Here is a 16,311-nt window from a genome sequence, read left to right on the forward strand (position 1 = left end):
TTTCCTTCGCCGCGGTGTTCCTACTGAAATGTTCGAAGTCGGAGGCCATAGATTCGATTTCGGGTGTCGGGTTCGATGCCTTTCCAGGTCGCTGTCCTCGGTGTCGCCGTCTGTGAGCACCGAGGACAGGTGGCGAGTTTGGAATAGGCTGGCTTGTTCTACGGCCCGGCTGTCGCTTCGATCGTGGCCGGTGGCGCGGTTGCTGCGCCAAAGTCCTGGGCCATTGCGATGACCCGCGGTGTCGGATCAGTATCGAGTTGCTTGAGGCTCAGCGCCCGGCCGTAGTCGATCAGTGCGATCCAGGATTTGTTCGCTGCGGCTGTGGGCGTCGGGATATTGCGCCATGTCAACGCCGAGTGCAGAACTTCGAGCGCGTCCGCTGGATGCCCCGCTTTTTCAAGCTCACCCGCCAGTAACCGGTAGGGGGTGGGGGCGGCGGGATAGAAATCGATCGCGCGGCGGAACAGGTCTTCGGCGCGACTTGGTAGTGGGGGCATCTCAACCCCTAGCTGCGGGTAGCCGGTTAGCAAGCGGCCGAGCATTTCCCAGCCGTAGGCGTTCTCGCGGCTAACTTCCAGCAGTCTCTTGCCGTCGTAGAGCGCGAGGTCGGCCCAGGTGCGTCCCGCAGCTTGGCCGGCACGCGACAGCGCCAACTCAGTCGCCGAACTGACCAGGGTCTGCTGCGCCACGAGATTGTTGGGCCGCAACGCGATGACATACGAGGCGATTTGATACCGTCGTTCGGCGGGTGCCGACGCCACGGAGAGCGGTGTCGACGGCATCCACGGTGACAACATCAGGCTGGCGGTCCAGTCGGCTACCAAGGCGCCGGTAGCAACGCCGACCGTCAGCGTCGCGAACGCGAGGACCAACCGGCGATTCGCAGGTATCCGAACCGCACGCAGGCGTGTGCCGGAGAGTGCGTGTTGCGCCTGTGCCAATGCGAGCCCGGCCAGCAGTGCGAGCGGTGCCACATAGAAGATGAAGTTGACGGTGGCATGGACGAAGAGCCCGAGCACGGCCAATACCAGCGTCAAGGCGTGCATAGCAGCCTTGCGTGCTGCCATCGGTTGCCGCGTATCGCGTAGTCGTAGGAACAAACTCAAGCCGAGCCAGCAAGTCACTACGCCCCAGGCGAGCAGGAAACCAAGCAATATGGGGCCGCCTTCCATCAGCATCTGCAGATAGTCGCAGTGGGCGAGGTCTCCCGTCGTACCGGTTTCCTCCGGCAACCTGTAATGCCGGTACTGCAGGCGATATGTACCCACGCCGGTACCAAACCAGGGATGGTCGAGCCACGCATTCCAGGTGGATTTCCACATCATCAGCCGCCCCAGCGTCGAGGGGTCGGTGGCCAGATCAAGCGTGCGCGTTCCGTTAGGCGAGGTAACGCGGACCAGGACATAGCAGGCGAGCGCGGTCGCCGCGATTGTAAACGCGGGCCGCAACACAGGAACACCAGCGCTGCGGAGAGCAAACGCAAGGAGTAACGACATCAGCAGCAGCGTGCCACCGGCTCCGCGCGATTGCGTCGAGAAGAAGGCCAGAAATACCAGCGCCATTGCGCCCAGAGCCAGGCGCCGCCTCAATGGCGGTTGATCTGCATCTGCGTAAACCGCCACGGCAGGCAGCAGCAAGCAGTACAGCAGCGCGCCGAAGGCGTTGGGATCGAGGAACGTGCCGATGCCTCGCGGTGTGATTCCGGAGAAATAGCGGATGTTCGAAAACACCGCCTCGAGCGTGATCAGCAGTGCGATGCCCGCCCAGACGCGGTATGCGGCGCCTGGTTGCCGCTGTAGGAATGTGCCGGCGAGATAGCCGAGAGGCAGCAGAGCCAGAAGCCAACCCGACCAGAGGCTCATCTGTGGTGTTGTGCTGAGCCAAATCGCAGGGCCGAGCAGCCAGACCAATTGGGCGACTGCGAGCAGCGGAACCGGCCCCCAGGGAAGCGCCCAACTGTATTTATCTGCTCTCAGGCTCCCGGCAAGGATCAGGCTCAATAAACAGGTGACGCCCACTGCCAGCAACAGCAGATCCGGTTCCAGACGCATGACCAGCAACGCGCAGGCCGAAGCCGCCAGCAGCAGGCCGGCGCTCAGGGCGCCGGGGCATAGGCGATGGAGGCTTGGCATGGGAGTTTTCGATTATGGCCGCTCAAAAATAACGCCGCCTCGAAGGGCGGCGTTATTTGATGCGGCTGAGAGTTTAGTTCTTCACGTAACCCTTAGTGGTGCAGGCGCCATTGTAGGCCCAGGTGAGCTGACCGGCCGAGCCAGCAGCGGTCGGAGTAAGGGTGCAGGAATCGGTATCCAAAATGCCCTTGTAGGCCTTGGGAGCCATGGTGATAACCGAATTGCCGGCGATGGTTACGCTGCTGACGGCGTTGGTCGCGCTCGGTTGGTCGATGCCGATTAGGGTGAACGTGTTGCACTTCGTAAAGTCTGCATCCTGCTGATAGCAGGCTTCGACCGCCAACTTAACGGGCGCGGCCGCCGAGACGACTTCGGAGTACGCCGCCTTCTTGATGTAATTCTGATAAGCCGGAATCGCAATCGCGGCCAAGATGCCGATGATCGCGACGACGATCATCAGTTCGATGAGGGTGAAGCCCTGCTGCTTGTTGTTCATGGAGACACTCCGTTGACGGTGGACGAAGGGAGTGATCTCCCCGTTCAATCAGGGAGCAACGGCTGTGCCGATCGACTTCTGGCCAATGATTCCATTTAAAACAAGGGTTTGCGCCAAATGCCGTACCGGCTCGCCTGCCAGCCGTTGTCGGCAACTGACGAGGATTGTCAGCCGCAGCTACTGACCCTGCCATCAGTTCATCCGATGGCAGGCCCCTGCCGCCATACCCGCCGCGCGGATCATGAAAAAAATCCGTCGTGTTCCCCTCTATCCATTTCGTAGCTAGCAGGCGAGTGAAAAAACTCACAGCCTCTCAGTCTGCCAACACATCCATCGGCACCTGCAGTACCGCCGCCAGCTTTTTGAGCGTGGCCGCTGCGCCCTTGCGCTTGCCCGTTTCAATCTGAGACAGATACGGCTTGCTGATGCCCGCCTGGGCGGCAAGCTGATTCTGGGTTAGGTCGCGGTATTCGCGCCACGCCAATAGGGCGCTGCCGGTTTGCAGTTCACGCCTCATCACCTCTGCCGGAATGCGAACGCCGCTGTCATTGGCCTTGGCTGCATCGTAGGCGCGCACCTCGTCCTGCATCTCTGCGTCTTGCGCCAGGCGCTCCCAGAGCTTGATGGGGACGACGGCGAACTTCCGGCGACCGCCTTCTTCGATGTATTGAACCTTGCTCATGGGTATGCGCCTCCGCGTGGTGCGACGGTAACGATGTAGATGGTGATGATCTCGTCCTGCAACTCGTAAATGGCCCGCCAGTCACCGATGCGCAAGCGATAGGCAGCACGCCCCTGCAGCTTCTTCACGTTGTTGTTGGGCGCGTACGGGTTCTGCGACAACAGGGTCAACTTGGCTTCGATCAGCGACGAGATATTGGCAGGCATTCGCTTGAGCGCCTTGCGTGCTTCGTTGCTGTATTCGATGGTCCACGCCATAGCGCAATGTTAGCTATTAGCTAACATGCGCACAAGCGCAAATGACGCTCTGCTCCTAAGGCCGCGGACCTCTCGGTTACGGAAGCCCGATGCGCAAGCGAGGCCTCAGGTCGGCAAGGGATTGCCGACCTACGACGCCCTGAACGCCTCGATCGCCCGGGCTTCCAGCCAGTCCGAAATCTTGTTCCAGAGCAGTTGCTGGGCTTGATCACGGTCTGGCATGCCAGGCAGGGTTCCGATGTAGCCGGGGTCCGATTTCGCGTATCGGCCTCGTGCTATCCGGGCGAAAGCGGTCTGCAAGTTATCGGCTTGCTGAGCGAGTCGGTAGGCGCGCTCCATGTCGGCGACGGTAAATCCGGCATTTTCGAGCAGCCACCATAGATCGAACACGTCGCGCGAGCGGATCCGCTCTGCGAGGATCAGTGATTTGAGGCCGAAGATTTCGGCATCCCCGGCGACTGCCACGTCCCCGTGCTGCTCGCGCCCGGAGCCGTCGAGCAGCACGGGATCGCTGGGCCGGAAGAATGTGAGCTTGGTCTGGCTGCCGCCGTCCGCCGGGTTTTCGCCGACCAGAAAATCCTGCTGGTAGTCGTTCAGATCCAGCCCGTCGTCCGCGAACTCGTCGAGCGCCCTCGGGTCCGGGATCGGTGCGGCCGACCAGCCCGTGTCGCGGAGTTGGGCAATGATGCGGCTGATTTCCGCTCTCGGCAGTCGAGACCCGGTGTAAGCGAAATCCAGGTCTTCGCTTAGCCGATGCTGGTGCCGCAGCGTGAGCGCGGTTCCGCCGACGAGCACGAACTCGCCGATGCCTTCGGCGTGGCGCAGCGCCTCAAGCAGGCTGAGGGTATGGTCCGGCAGCTTTGCGGTATGCACGATCGATGATCCCGATGTAGCGCGATGACATGTCTCTTGCGGTGGGGCTGCGCCAGCCCTCCGCTTCGATCTCGTCCCAGACCCGGCGCAGCGCGTCGGGCCCCAGTTCCAGCGACAGTGTCAGCAAATCCGGAAACAGCGGGCGCTCAAGGGCGGCGGCGACCAGCACGTCGTTGTCGGCCTGTGGGTTCGACCACAGGTAGTTGAATCGCAGCTTGGCGAGCAGCGGATTTCTCATGGCGCGATTGTAGCCGGGTCCCGCCCCGCCCTACGTTAAACTCCGCGCCTTATTCCGACGACCGATCACGAGACATGCAGGAGCAATACAGCCCCGCCGAGCTGGAAGCAGGCGCGCAGGCTTACTGGGATGCGCAGCAGTCCTTCAAGGCCGTGGAAGACCCGAGCCGCGAGAAGTACTACTGCCTGTCGATGTTCCCGTACCCCAGCGGCAAGCTGCACATGGGGCATGTGCGCAACTACACCATCGGCGACGTCATCAGCCGGCATCAGCGCATGCTCGGCAAGAACGTGCTGCAGCCGATCGGCTTCGACGCCTTCGGCCTGCCGGCCGAGAACGCGGCGATCGCCAACAACACCCAGCCGGCGAAGTGGACCTACGCCAACATGGAGTACATGCGGGTCCAGCTCAAGCGCCTGGGCTTTGCCTACGACTGGTCGCGCGAGCTGGCCACCTGCCGGCCCGAGTACTACCGCTGGGAGCAGCTGCTGTTCACGCGGCTGATGAAGAAGGGCCTGGTCTACCGCAAGGATTCGGTGGTGAACTGGGACCCGATCGACCAGACCGTGCTGGCCAACGAGCAGGTCGTCGACGGCCGCGGCTGGCGCTCCGGCGCGGTGGTCGAGCGGCGCTCGATCCCGCAGTGGTTCCTGAAGATCACCGCCTACGCGCAGGAGCTGCTGGACGACCTGGACGCGCTGCCGGGCTGGCCGGAGCCGGTCAAGACCATGCAGCGCAACTGGATCGGCCGCAGCGAAGGCCTGGAGCTGCAGTTCCAGGTTGAGGGCGAGGCCGAGCCTTTGAAGGTCTATACGACGCGCCCGGACACGCTGATGGGCGTGACTTACGTCGCCGTCGCCGCCGAGCATCCGCTGGCCTTGAAGGCCGGCGAGCGCAACGCTGAACTCGCTGCGTTTCTGAAGGAGGCCTCGCGCAGCGGTGTCGCCGAAGCCGAGATGGAGACGATGGAAAAGCGCGGCGTGCCGCTGGGCATTTCCGTGATCCATCCGATCAGCGGCGCGCGTGTGCCGGTCTGGGCCGCGAACTTCGTGCTGATGGGCTACGGCACCGGTGCCGTCATGGCCGTGCCCGGCCACGACGAGCGCGATCACGAGTTCGCGACCAAGTACGGCCTGCCGATCAAGCACGTGATCCGCACCGCCGCCGAAGCCGAGATCGAAGCGCGCATGGCGACGCTGGGCGCACTGTCCGACGAGGACGAGCCGGTGGAGCATTCCGCGCTCGAGCCGCTGATGAAGCAGCTGCGCGAACTGCAGCAGCACGCGACCACCGAGCACGGCACGCTGATCAATTCCGGCGAATACGACGGCCTGGATTTCTCGCAGGCTTTCGACGCGCTCGCCGCGCGCTTCGAGAAAGACGGCAGTGGCTCGCGCCGCGTCAATTTCCGTCTGCGCGACTGGGGCGTGTCGCGCCAGCGCTACTGGGGCTGCCCGATCCCGGTGATCTATTGCCAGCATTGCGACGCGGTGCCGGTGCCGGAAGACCAGCTGCCGGTGGTGCTGCCGGAAGACGTCGCGTTCACCGGCGTCCAGTCGCCGATCAAGGCCGATCCGGAATGGGCCAGGACCACCTGCCCGCAATGCGGCGGCCCGGCGACGCGCGAGACCGACACCTTCGATACGTTCTTTGAATCGAGCTGGTATTTCGCGCGTTACGCCAGCTTCGACAACAAGGAAAAAATGCTGGACGAGCGCGCCGACTACTGGCTACCGGTCGACCAGTACATCGGCGGCATCGAGCACGCGATTCTGCATCTGCTGTATGCGCGCTTCTTCTACAAGCTGATGCGCGACGAAGGCATGGTCAAGAGCGACGAGCCTTTCACGCAGCTGCTGACCCAGGGCATGGTGATCAAGGAGACCTACTTCCGCGAAGGCGCCGACGGCAAGAAAACCTGGATCAATCCGGCCGACGTGGTGCTGGAGCGCGACGCCAAAGGCCAGCCGATTGCGGCCAAGTCCGCGGTCGATGGCGAGGCTGTGGTGATCGGCGGCGTCGAGAAGATGTCCAAGAGCAAGAACAACGGCGTCGATCCGCAGGCGATGATCCAGCAGTACGGCGCCGACACCGTGCGCCTGTATTCGATGTTCGCCGCGCCGCCGGATTATTCGCTGGACTGGAAGGAGGAAGGCGTCGAAGGCATGGCGCGCTTCCTGCGCCGCCTGTGGCGCGGCGTGCATCAGCACGTATCGCGCGGCCCGGCACCGAAGCTCGATGTTGCCGCGCTGAATGCACAGCAGAAAGATCTGCGCCGGCTGCTGCACGAAACCATCGCCAAGGTCGGCGACGATTACGGCCGCCGCCGCACCTTCAACACCGCGATCGCCGCGATCATGGAGCTGCTGAACGCGGTGAGCCGCTTCGACGGCGAAGACGAGGGCTCGCGCGCGGTGTTGCAGGAGATCTGGGAGGCGGTGACCCTGATGCTAAACCCAGTCACGCCGCATATCGCGCATGGCCTGTGGCGTGAACTGCGTGGCAGCGACGACGTGCTGGCGCAGCTCTGGCCGGTTGCGGACGCTAGCGCGATGCTGCGCGATCAGGTCATGCTGGTGGTGCAGATCAACGGCAAGCTGCGCTCGAGGATCGAGGTCGCCGCCGATGCGACGCAGGGCGCGATCATCGAAGCTGCGCTGAGTGATGAGAACGTGCAACGCTTCATCAACGGCGCGCCGATCAAAAAGCAGATCGTCGTACCCGGCAAGCTGGTCAACCTGGTGATCTGAGTGCGACAGAAATCGATCGCGTCGCTACGTTTTTCCCCTCTCCCGCAAGCGGGAGAGGGTGGCGCGCAGCGCCGGGTGAGGGCGGGTGTCGCGGCGCTGCTCGTGACAGCCCTGCTCACCGCCTGCGGTTTCCACCCCGCCGGATCGCGCCCGCTGCCCGACGTGCTGCGCCGCGTCTACATCGACGTTGTGGTGCCGTATCGCGTGTCCGAGCCACCTCTGGAGACGTCCCTGCGCCAGCGGCTCACGCGCCAGGGCGCGGTCGTCACCAAGCAGGCGGCCAGTGCTACCGCGACGATCAAGCTGACCAATCTGAAGGAAGGCCGGCAAGTGCTGTCAGTCGGCCCGGACGGCAAGGCGATCGAATTTCTGCTGGTGACGACGGTGGATTACGAAGTCATCGACGGCGGCCAGGTGCTGGTCACCCCGGGCAGCCTGCGCGTTACTCGCGACTACTCGTTCAACGAGGAGCAGGTGCTGGCCAAGGAGGCCGAAGAAGCGCGGCTGCGTGAATATATTCAGGATCAGTTGGCAGAGTTGCTGCTGCTGAAAGTGGAGACGCAGTTGTCGCATCAGGCGGGCCGCGTGGTTGGCGAACCCGCGCGAGTGGTGCCGCCGCCGCCAGCGGAAACACCGGCGGCCGATGCGCCGACAGCGCCAGCGTCCGAGACGCCGGCCCAGGACCCGGCGCAGCCGCCGACGCCGGCACCGACCACGCCCTGAGTGCCGCGCGCGGTAGCGGCTTGCCTATCGGTTTCCCCGGTCGGCGCCAACTTTTTATTGCTTTACCCCGACAATACAAGGAGGTCACCATGCAAAGGATTGCAGCGGTCTGTCTTACTTTACCGGCGCTCGCGCTGGTTCCCGGTGTCGCCAACGCGGTGCCCTGGTGGGGCGAGGCTTCGCTCGGCGTGCTGAGCACCTCCGGCAACAGCGAGACGACATCGGTGAACGGCAAGTTCACGCTCGACTATCTGAACGGCCCCTGGCGCAATGCCTTCCTGTCGCAGGCTCTGTTCGCATCCGACAGCGGCGACACCACCAGCGAGCGCTACCTGGTGACGGACAAGGTCGACTACACCTTCTTCGAGCAGAACTACGTATTCCTCGCCGGCGATTTCGAAAAAGATCTATTCGGCGGCATTCGCCAGCGCACGTCTCAGACCGCCGGTTTGGGCCGCCATCTTCTGACCGGCCCGAAGCACTTGCTCGATCTGGAACTCGGTGCCGGTGCGCGTCAGCAACAGGAGCAGGATTCGCGCGACAAGGACAGTGATCTGATCGGCCGCTTCGGTGCCGACTACCAGTACCGGATCAATGACAACAGCGGCTTCCGCGAGACCGTCAAGGTCGAGTCCGGCGAGGCGAACACGTTCTCGCAGTCGGTCACCGAGCTGAAGCTGTACGTGATCGGGAATCTATTCGCGTCGATCATTTTCACGGTGCAGAACAACTCGCAAGTCGATTCCGGCATCAAGCACACCGATTCGACCACGGCGCTCAATTTCAGTTACAACTTCGGCAAGAAGCCGGGTTAGTTCGACAGCTGAGTAGGTTGGGGTGAGCGTAGCGAACCCCAACATCGGTACGGACGTCATGTTGGGGTTCGCTACGCTCACCCCAACCTACAAACTACAAACTACGGAGTTTCACGGAGCACCAGCATGAGTTCAGAAGACGATTCCGGTGAACCACCGGAGCGCAGTTTCTACCGGCACCACGTGTTTTTCTGCACCAACGTGCGCGAACCCGGCGAGCGCCGATCCTGCGGGCGCCATGGCGCAGTGGAGGCGCGCGACCACGCCAAGCAGCGCATCAAGGAACTCAAGCTGGGCAAGCCCGGCTCGGTGCGCATCAACAACGCCGGCTGCATGGAGCGCTGCGAACTCGGGCCCTGCGTGGTGATCTATCCGCAGGGCACCTGGTATGGCTACAAGAATCAGCAGGACGTCGACGAGATCATCGACCGCCATGTCGTCGTCGGCGAGATCGTCGAGCGGCTAAAGCTCCGATGATTCGCGATGTGCTGCGCATGGGCGACCCGCGTCTGCTGCGTGTCGCCAAGCCGGTCGAGATTTTCGACACGCCCGTATTGCATGCGCTGATCGCAGACATGTTCGACACCATGCGCGCGCTCAATGGCGCGGGCCTGGCCGCACCACAGATCGGCGTCGATCTTCGAGTCGTGATTTTTGGCTTCGTATCCAGTCCGCGCTATCCGAATGCCGAAGCGGTGCCGGAGACGATCCTGATCAATCCGCAGCTGACGCCGATCGACGACGAGATCGAAGAAGGCTGGGAAGGATGCCTTTCAGTGCCGGGTTTGCGCGGCGTCGTGCCGCGTTACAAACGGCTGCGATATCGCGGTTTCGATGCTGCTGGGAACGTCATCGACCGCAGCGTCGATGATTTTCACGCGCGCGTCGTGCAGCACGAATGCGATCATCTGGACGGCATCCTGTATCCAATGCGCGTTCGCGATTTCACGCGCTTCGGGTTTCAGGAAGAACTGTTTCCAGGACAGGCCCTGCAGGACGATTGAACCGTAGGTCGGCAATCCCTTGCCGACGTGCAAACCCGATACGCAAACGGGGCCTCACGTCGGCAAGGGATTGCCGACCTACAGGATCGGCGAGCGGATTTTCAGGATCTGTTCTGCGCTGGGCATGAGATCTTCGGGCGGCGCAATCGCGGGCGTCATCAGCACGCCTTGCGGCACATTCCGCGTGCTGCCATTGCTGCCATCGGTCAGCCACACCAGCATGTCGTAGTACGTGCGCACATTGCCGACGAACTGCATGGCCTGGCGCCCGCGGGCATAGCCGTGCCTGGTCTGCTTGTACCACTTCGGCTGGCCCAGCAGCGGCAGCGATCCGCGCACATCCAGCCAGCGGGTGCCGTCACCGCCGAGGCTGCTGGTCAGATCGCGCACGTCGTTCAAATGCGCGACGCCCATGTTGTAGGCCACCAGTGCGAGCCAGGTGCGATCCGGCTCGGCGACTTCTTCGGGCAGCTGATCGATGATCGTGCGCAGGTACATCGCGCCGCCGCCGATGCTCTGCAGCGGATCTTCGCGATCCGCGACTTTCAGATGCAGCGCGGTCTGCGCGGTGAGCTGCATGATGCCGCGCACGCCGGTCGGGCTGACGGCCGCCGGGTCCCAATGCGATTCCTGATAGGAGATCGCCGCCAGCAGACGCCAGTCGAGACCATATTTTCGCGCTGCTTTTTCGAACGCGGCGCGGTAGCGCGGCAGGCGCGTCTGCGCATGCGTCGCGAGCGCGACCGCGCCGAGTGTGTCGACCTGTTCGATATGACCGAAGTGGCGGTCGCGCAAGCGCGCAAGCTCGGTGTCGCCGATCGAGTTCAGATATTCGCCGGCCGCATCGAACAGGCTGGGATCGCGATCCTGCGAGAACGCCCACGCGAGGTCCTGCGAGTCGGCGAGCGCGAAGGCGACGCGCAGTTTCGGGTAGTAGCGCTGATTGATCGCAATCAGATCGGAGTTGGCGACGGTGTAGTCGATCTCGCCCGATGCGACTTTCTCCAGCAGATCTTCGGAGTCGTCGTCGCCCGATTCCTGCCAGACCAGGCCCGGATTATGCGCATGCAAGGATGCGAGCTGCTCCGCCTGTGAACTGCCGGCGGGGACCACCAGACGGCCGCCGAGGCCGCCGAGATTCTCCGGCTGCGTGGTCCCCATCCGGTAGACGAGTTGCGGCACCACGGTCAGCACCGGGCGCGAGAAGCGCACGTGCTGGCCGCGCAGCGCGGTCACGCCCAGGCTGGCGGCGGCCACGTCCACCTGGCCGCTACGCACCATGTCCAGCGCGGCCGGCGGCGATGCCGCCACCTCGATCTGTAGTTCTACGCCCAGCTTGTCCGCAAGCCCTTGCGCGAGGTCGTATTCAAACCCGGTAGGCCCGTCGGGCCCCTGGTAATACGTGGTCGGACTATTGACCGTCGCGACCCGCAACACCCCGGTCTTGCGCACTTTTTCAAGCGAACTGACCGATGGTGTGCAGGTGGTGAGTGCACAACAGGCCGCCACGCCAACCATCAACGTTGCAGCCAAGGCACCCGGTTTGCGAAGAGCAGTAGGCTTCACTGCGTCATTCATCTACAATGCACGCCCTATCGCTTCGGCCGTACACCCTAGCACAAGCTTTCGTTCAGAAACCTGACCGAAATCCTGAACAGGGTGGCTCAAAGGCCCGGAGCGCTTAGTCCACGCTGAGTCTGCAAAAGTTCAGCGGCAGAACTTAACGAGCGTTCAGAAGGCGTTGATATTTGGGCCGTAGATTGCGCATTACGGCTGGCGATACAATCAGTTGCAGCCTCTGCGGAGAGGTACCGAAGTGGCCATAACGGCGCCGACTCGAAATCGGATGGTGGGTGAAAGCCTGCACAGGAGTTCGAATCTCCTCCTCTCCGCCACTTATTGATAAATCCGGGCACTCGCACACGAGCGTCCGGATTTTTTGTTTGTGCTGCGCATGATTTCCGCTGCATTGACGGTCATCGCGGTTTCTCCCGATCAGGTTTTCGGTCGTTCCATGCAGAGCCGCGCGGCGCTGCTTCCGGACGCTCTGCTACAAACAGCCGACTCGCAGTGGCATCGCCCGCGCGGCAAGAGGCAGATTATGGATTCCAGGCCAGCGCAGAATGATTGCTGGTAGTGAGTCGAGATGAAACCGAAACTCGATTCATGGCGTACAGGTCTGGGCGAAGGAGGCGAAGCGAAGCATCGCAATCGCCCTGTCATCGGGCCTGCGTTGAATATGTCGCCGTCGTGTGTCCATCAATCCGCTATCCATCTGGAGATACCAAAATGAAGTCCATGAAAATGACCGGTCTTGCTTTCGCCACCGCCGCTGCCGGCCTGTTCTCGGTCGCCGCGGTCAACACCGCTTTCGCCGGCGACGCCGCGAAGGTCGCCTGCGAGCACACCAGCGCCTGCAAGGGACAGAGCGCTTGCAAGAACTCCGCGAATGCCTGCAAGGGCCAGAACGCCTGCAAGGGCCAGGGCATGACCGAGAAGTCCAGCAAGGCCGAATGCGATGCCGCGCAGAAGGAGATGATGAAGAAGGGCTGATCGTCCGCTGCGGCCGCGGAGCGGACCCCTGTGGTCCGATCCGCGGCCGGTTTTGACGACAGCCTTTGCGACATCATCAAGCTGCCATGCCGTCATCCAACAAGACCGCAGTATCTTCGCCCTTGACGCATCCCTCGCTGGGATTCGGTCTGGGCCTGCGCGTTGATCACTACGACGCGATTCTTGCGGATGATCCGGCTATCGACTGGCTCGAGATCGTATCCGAGAACTACATGATTCCCGGCGGCCGGCCGCTGCATTATCTCGCCCGCTTTCGCGAGCGTTATCCGCTGGTGATGCATGGCGTGTCGATGTCGATCGGCAGCGTCGATCCGCTGGATCTCGATTATCTGAAACAGCTGAAAAAACTCGCGGATTTCGTGCAGCCCGCGTGGATCTCCGATCACCTGTGCTGGACCGGCGCGGGCCAGCGCAAGCTGCATGATCTGATGCCCTTGCCGTATACCATCGAGGCGATCGAGCACATCGTGGCCCGCGTGCGCCAGGTGCAGGACGTGATCGAGCGCCGGCTGGTGCTGGAGAACGTCTCCAGCTACGTCAGCTACCGGCAATCACAGATGAGCGAGTGGGAGTTCCTCTCCGAGATCGCGCGCCGCGCCGATTGCCTGCTGCTGCTCGATGTCAACAATGTCTATGTCAGCGCGCACAACCACGGCTTCGACGCGCGCGATTTCATCGACGGTCTGCCTGCCGATCGCATCCAGCAGTTTCATCTTGCCGGCCACATGCATCAGGGCGATCTGATCATCGACACGCACGATGCGCCGGTGATTGGCCCGGTCTGGGATTTGTATGCGTACGCGATGCGGCGCTTCGGGCCGGTGTCGACGATGATCGAGCGTGACGACCACATTCCGCCGCTGGCAGAACTGGTCGACGAGCTCGACTACGCGCGCGGCATCGCCGCGCCCATCCTGTCGGCGGCCGCATGAGCGAACTGGCGCTGCTGCAACGCAATTTCTCTAGCTATGTCCTGCAGGGCGACGACGCGATTCACGCGGCCGTGGTCGAAGATCAGGCGGCCAGCGCCGAGCGCCGGCTCGGTGTTTATTACCAGGCCTACCGCCTGCGCCTGGTGGAAGTGCTGCGCAACGACTTCCCGGGCCTGCGCCATCTGTGCGGTGCGGATGCGTTCGAAGAAATGGCGTGCGCCTACGTCGAGGTCTCGCCATCGCCGCATTTCAACCTGCGCTGGTATGGTGCCCGGCTCGCCGGGTTCCTGGGCGATACCGCGCCATGGTCGCGGACGCCGGCACTGGCCGAGATGGCCGCGCTGGAATGGGAAATGACGCTGGCCTTCGACGCGATCGACGAGCCCGCGGCGGTGATCGAAGACGTCGCTGCGCTCGCGCCGGAACACTGGCCGCTGATGCAGCTAGCGTTTTCCGGATCGCTGCGTCGCGTCGATCAGCACTGGAATGTTGCCGCGATCCGTCTCGCGCTTGATCTGGAGCGCGATATTCCGGAGGCCGCGCAACTCGACGCCTTGCACAGGCACGCGGTATGGCGCATACAACTCGGCGTGCGCCACCGCGCGCTCCAGGCCGACGAGTCCGCCGCGCTCGACGCCGCGCTGCAAGGCGCCCGCTTCGGCGAGATCTGCGAGCGCCTGTGCGAGTGGCACGACGAAACGGCCGTCGCGATGCGCGCGGCCGAGTTGCTGAAACGCTGGATTCAGGATCAGTGGATCAGCGCGCTGATCGTGCTCGGCGCCGCAGCGACGTAACAGAAAACAGCCGATTTTTTTGCACCGCACAAAAATGTTCCATGCTGGTGCTCGATCCCCGGGCTTTCGGAGCGGCGTGAGCCTTCAGACGATCTCGCCGAGGATCGTGCCGACGACATAGACCGCGCCGGCGGGCTTGATTATCTTGAGCGTGCCCGACGCCGGCGCCTCGATTTCCTGTACCGACTTATCACTCTCCAGGGAATACAGCACCTGACCCTGGCTGACGGCATGGCCATCTTCCACGTGCCACTCGGCCAGGGTTCCGTCGTTCATCGAGAAACCCAGTCTGGGAAGAATGATCTGCGTGCTCATGGTGCCTGTCGGCGGCGGTGTTTTGTCTGGGCGCACTGTGTAGCGTATTCTGCACTCGCCGTCACCCCCGTCTGGCCATTCCCGAGTGTCGTGGCGAAGTCGCCAGTGAAAATTTTGCTGGCTTTTGCCGTCTCATGAAATATGATCGTCACCGATGCGGCACGCCGCACGGATGGCGGTGTGGCGGCGGCACGCTGTAACTCCGCAAGCATCGGCATCATCCGTGCAGGCGAAAACGCAATCGAGTGATCAGAACGCTGCCATGAGCAATCGTGTACAGCGTCGGTTAAGAAAAGGGCGCGGTATATTGAATAGAGTGCAGCGGCGATGTGCCGTGGCCGCTTGCGGTCGCGTGCCCCTCCAGGCCAACCGACGGAATCGTTCGGTCGTGGGCCGCCGTGCTTATTGTTCTCCCCGGATCCATAACCTCGTCGATTGCGCTGCCGATGTTTTCGGGCCGGTTTTTAAGCGACCGCGTTCTGAATTCCCGCTCAAGTATCGCTTCTGCCAAGGCTGACGCATGGATTTCTCCAACAAGCCCCAGACATCGCGCCGCATGTATTCCATCGGTGCGGTGGTCCTGTTCCACATGCTGCTGATCTATGGTCTGGTCAACGGTCTGGCGCGCAAGGCCATCGAGCTGTTGCCGCCGCCGATCGAGACCAAGATTCTGGACGAGGTCAAAACCGACGAGCCGCCGCCGCCGCCGCCGCCGCCGCCGAAGCTCGATATTCCGCCGCCGCCGTTCATCCCGCCGCCGGAAATCAATATCGCCGCGGCGCCGCGCGCCAACACGATCACGACGACGACCGTGGCGCCGCCGCCGGCCGCGGCTCCCGCCCCGCGCCCCAGCGGCGTGAGCAAGGCGCCGGTGGTCAGGGCCAAAGCTTGCAAGGAGCCGGATTATCCCGCGGTGTCCGAGCGCCTCGGCGAGGCCGGCACGGTGACGCTGCAGCTGCTGGTTGGCCTGGACGGCAAGGTCACCGACAGCAAGATTCAGGCATCCAGTGGTTTCGAGCGTCTGGACAAAGCAGCCGTCGCGGGCCTGTCGCGCTGCAAGTTCGAGCCTGGAACCGTTGACGGCGTGCCGACGCCGGCCTGGGCGCAGATCAAGTACACCTTCCGCACCACGCGTTGATGCATTCCCACCCACCCGGTAAGCCGCCGCTGAGCCCTGCACCCCCGATTCCGAGGAGATTTGCGATGTCGCTGATGCAAAAAATGAAGTCCACCGTTCTGGCTGCGATGCTGGCGCTCGTCTGCGCCTTTGGCGGCGGCGTGATGACCAGCAGTTCCGCTTATGCGCAGGACCCTGCTGCAGCGCCGGCCGCGGAAGCGCCGCTGGCGGCAGCCAAAACCGAGAGTGTCGAGAACCCCTACGGTATCGGTGCACTGTGGGCGCAGGGCGATTTCGTCGCACGCTTCGTGCTGGTGGCGATGCTGATCATGTCGGGCGCGACCTGGTACATCATGGTCGTGAAGTACATCGACCAATCGAAGCTGATGCGCCAGTCCAAGGCGGCGAACGCGACGTTCTGGAAGAGTGCATCGATACCCGAGGGTATCAAATCGCTCGGCAGCGGCAGCCCGTTCTGGTATATCGCCGACCGCGGTGTCTCCGCGCAGCGTCACCACGAAGGCACACTGGTGGAGCAGATCGACCTGAGCAGCTGGGTGACGATGAGCGTCAACCGCGCGGTCGACGAAATCCAGAGCCGTCTGCAGG

General features: G+C 62.9%; 17 protein-coding genes, 1 tRNA gene and 1 pseudogene. 11 read left to right on the forward strand and 8 right to left on the reverse strand.

The window, feature by feature from the left end; genetic code table 11:
• Positions 1-158 precede the first annotated feature (158 nt).
• The 6 genes from JWQ90_RS22485 to JWQ90_RS22510 form a co-directional block, all read right to left on the reverse strand.
• Entirely contained in the window at positions 159-2,132 is a 1,974-nt protein-coding gene (locus JWQ90_RS22485) for an O-antigen ligase family protein (RefSeq protein ID WP_299697236.1), read from the reverse strand.
• A 73-nt stretch (positions 2,133-2,205) separates the two neighbouring features.
• The gene (locus JWQ90_RS22490) at positions 2,206-2,628 is read right to left on the reverse strand and encodes a prepilin-type N-terminal cleavage/methylation domain-containing protein (protein WP_299697237.1); all 423 of its coding nucleotides are present in this window, start codon (positions 2,626-2,628) and stop codon (positions 2,206-2,208) included.
• Between the two features lie 313 nt (positions 2,629-2,941).
• Positions 2,942-3,310 (reverse strand): helix-turn-helix transcriptional regulator, encoded by a 369-nt coding sequence (locus JWQ90_RS22495; protein WP_299697238.1) that lies wholly within the window; start codon positions 3,308-3,310, stop codon positions 2,942-2,944.
• Complete coding sequence (locus JWQ90_RS22500) at positions 3,307-3,567, reverse strand: type II toxin-antitoxin system RelE/ParE family toxin (RefSeq protein WP_299697239.1); 261 nt, start codon at positions 3,565-3,567, stop codon at positions 3,307-3,309. The genes JWQ90_RS22495 and JWQ90_RS22500 overlap by 4 nt, the downstream gene beginning before the upstream one ends.
• A gap of 129 nt (positions 3,568-3,696) precedes the next feature.
• Positions 3,697-4,440 (reverse strand): nucleotidyl transferase AbiEii/AbiGii toxin family protein, encoded by a 744-nt coding sequence (locus JWQ90_RS22505; protein WP_299697240.1) that lies wholly within the window; start codon positions 4,438-4,440, stop codon positions 3,697-3,699.
• Positions 4,397-4,678, reverse strand: a complete 282-nt coding sequence (locus tag JWQ90_RS22510; protein ID WP_299697241.1) for a hypothetical protein — start codon at positions 4,676-4,678, stop codon at positions 4,397-4,399. The genes JWQ90_RS22505 and JWQ90_RS22510 overlap by 44 nt, the downstream gene beginning before the upstream one ends.
• Positions 4,679-4,752: 74 nt before the next feature.
• On the opposite strand from JWQ90_RS22510, the gene leuS reads away from it, so the two are divergent.
• The 5 genes from leuS (at position 4,753) to def (ending at position 9,970) form a co-directional block, all read left to right on the forward strand.
• A complete protein-coding gene (gene leuS, locus JWQ90_RS22515) occupies positions 4,753-7,428 on the forward strand; it encodes a leucine--tRNA ligase (RefSeq protein WP_299697242.1) in 2,676 nt (891 codons plus the stop codon).
• A gap of 102 nt (positions 7,429-7,530) precedes the next feature.
• Positions 7,531-8,151, forward strand: coding sequence for an LPS assembly lipoprotein LptE (gene lptE / locus JWQ90_RS22520; RefSeq protein WP_299697243.1), 621 nt, complete (start codon positions 7,531-7,533; stop codon positions 8,149-8,151).
• An 89-nt stretch (positions 8,152-8,240) separates the two neighbouring features.
• Positions 8,241-8,966, forward strand: a complete 726-nt coding sequence (locus JWQ90_RS22525) for a YdiY family protein (protein ID WP_299697244.1) — start codon at positions 8,241-8,243, stop codon at positions 8,964-8,966.
• Positions 8,967-9,092: 126 nt separating this feature from the next.
• A complete protein-coding gene (locus tag JWQ90_RS22530; protein WP_299697245.1) occupies positions 9,093-9,443 on the forward strand; it encodes a (2Fe-2S) ferredoxin domain-containing protein in 351 nt (116 codons plus the stop codon).
• Positions 9,440-9,970 carry a peptide deformylase gene (gene def, locus JWQ90_RS22535; protein ID WP_299697246.1) on the forward strand — a complete coding sequence of 177 codons (531 nt, stop codon included), beginning with the start codon at positions 9,440-9,442 and terminating at the stop codon, positions 9,968-9,970. The genes JWQ90_RS22530 and def overlap by 4 nt, the downstream gene beginning before the upstream one ends.
• A gap of 78 nt (positions 9,971-10,048) precedes the next feature.
• Here the strand turns inward: def and mltF are convergent, their stop codons facing one another.
• Positions 10,049-11,548 (reverse strand): membrane-bound lytic murein transglycosylase MltF, encoded by a 1,500-nt coding sequence (gene mltF, locus JWQ90_RS22540; protein ID WP_366919573.1) that lies wholly within the window; start codon positions 11,546-11,548, stop codon positions 10,049-10,051.
• A gap of 224 nt (positions 11,549-11,772) precedes the next feature.
• Here mltF and JWQ90_RS22545 point away from each other — a divergent pair.
• The 4 genes from JWQ90_RS22545 (at position 11,773) to JWQ90_RS22560 (ending at position 14,270) form a co-directional block, all read left to right on the forward strand.
• Positions 11,773-11,865: transfer RNA gene (locus JWQ90_RS22545), tRNA-Ser, on the forward strand.
• Positions 11,866-12,259: 394 nt separating this feature from the next.
• Positions 12,260-12,523, forward strand: a complete 264-nt coding sequence (locus JWQ90_RS22550) for a hypothetical protein (RefSeq protein WP_299697247.1) — start codon at positions 12,260-12,262, stop codon at positions 12,521-12,523.
• A gap of 86 nt (positions 12,524-12,609) precedes the next feature.
• On the forward strand, positions 12,610-13,476 hold the full coding sequence (locus JWQ90_RS22555) for a DUF692 domain-containing protein (RefSeq protein ID WP_299697248.1): 867 nt from the start codon (positions 12,610-12,612) through the stop codon (positions 13,474-13,476).
• On the forward strand, positions 13,473-14,270 hold the full coding sequence (locus tag JWQ90_RS22560; protein WP_299697249.1) for a DNA-binding domain-containing protein: 798 nt from the start codon (positions 13,473-13,475) through the stop codon (positions 14,268-14,270). The genes JWQ90_RS22555 and JWQ90_RS22560 overlap by 4 nt, the downstream gene beginning before the upstream one ends.
• Positions 14,271-14,354: 84 nt before the next feature.
• Here JWQ90_RS22560 and JWQ90_RS22565 read toward each other — a convergent pair whose 3' ends face one another.
• On the reverse strand, positions 14,355-14,585 hold the full coding sequence (locus tag JWQ90_RS22565; protein WP_299697250.1) for a lipoyl domain-containing protein: 231 nt from the start codon (positions 14,583-14,585) through the stop codon (positions 14,355-14,357).
• 520 nt (positions 14,586-15,105) lie between these two features.
• On the opposite strand from JWQ90_RS22565, the gene JWQ90_RS22570 reads away from it, so the two are divergent.
• The gene (locus JWQ90_RS22570) at positions 15,106-15,723 is read left to right on the forward strand and encodes an energy transducer TonB (RefSeq protein WP_299697251.1); all 618 of its coding nucleotides are present in this window, start codon (positions 15,106-15,108) and stop codon (positions 15,721-15,723) included.
• Positions 15,724-15,788: 65 nt separating this feature from the next.
• Positions 15,789-16,311: pseudogene (locus JWQ90_RS22575) on the forward strand (MotA/TolQ/ExbB proton channel family protein); the annotation flags it as partial.

This window comes from Hydrocarboniphaga sp. (assembly GCF_028291725.1).
GTDB lineage: Bacteria > Pseudomonadota > Gammaproteobacteria > Nevskiales > Nevskiaceae > Hydrocarboniphaga.

Bases quoted from the DNA above. Each gene is read 5' to 3' on its own strand.
- JWQ90_RS22485 (WP_299697236.1), bottom strand. From the start codon at position 2,132: ATGCCAAGCCTCCATCGCCTATGCCCCGGCGCCCTGAGCGCCGGCCTG.
- JWQ90_RS22490 (WP_299697237.1), bottom strand. From the start codon at position 2,628: ATGAACAACAAGCAGCAGGGCTTCACCCTCATCGAACTGATGATCGTC.
- JWQ90_RS22495 (WP_299697238.1), bottom strand. From the start codon at position 3,310: ATGAGCAAGGTTCAATACATCGAAGAAGGCGGTCGCCGGAAGTTCGCC.
- JWQ90_RS22500 (WP_299697239.1), bottom strand. From the start codon at position 3,567: ATGGCGTGGACCATCGAATACAGCAACGAAGCACGCAAGGCGCTCAAG.
- JWQ90_RS22510 (WP_299697241.1), bottom strand. From the start codon at position 4,678: ATGAGAAATCCGCTGCTCGCCAAGCTGCGATTCAACTACCTGTGGTCG.
- leuS (WP_299697242.1), top strand. From the start codon at position 4,753: ATGCAGGAGCAATACAGCCCCGCCGAGCTGGAAGCAGGCGCGCAGGCT.
- JWQ90_RS22525 (WP_299697244.1), top strand. From the start codon at position 8,241: ATGCAAAGGATTGCAGCGGTCTGTCTTACTTTACCGGCGCTCGCGCTG.
- JWQ90_RS22530 (WP_299697245.1), top strand. From the start codon at position 9,093: ATGAGTTCAGAAGACGATTCCGGTGAACCACCGGAGCGCAGTTTCTAC.
- def (WP_299697246.1), top strand. From the start codon at position 9,440: ATGATTCGCGATGTGCTGCGCATGGGCGACCCGCGTCTGCTGCGTGTC.
- mltF (WP_366919573.1), bottom strand. From the start codon at position 11,548: ATGAATGACGCAGTGAAGCCTACTGCTCTTCGCAAACCGGGTGCCTTG.
- JWQ90_RS22550 (WP_299697247.1), top strand. From the start codon at position 12,260: ATGAAGTCCATGAAAATGACCGGTCTTGCTTTCGCCACCGCCGCTGCC.
- JWQ90_RS22555 (WP_299697248.1), top strand. From the start codon at position 12,610: ATGCCGTCATCCAACAAGACCGCAGTATCTTCGCCCTTGACGCATCCC.
- JWQ90_RS22560 (WP_299697249.1), top strand. From the start codon at position 13,473: ATGAGCGAACTGGCGCTGCTGCAACGCAATTTCTCTAGCTATGTCCTG.
- JWQ90_RS22565 (WP_299697250.1), bottom strand. From the start codon at position 14,585: ATGAGCACGCAGATCATTCTTCCCAGACTGGGTTTCTCGATGAACGAC.
- JWQ90_RS22570 (WP_299697251.1), top strand. From the start codon at position 15,106: ATGGATTTCTCCAACAAGCCCCAGACATCGCGCCGCATGTATTCCATC.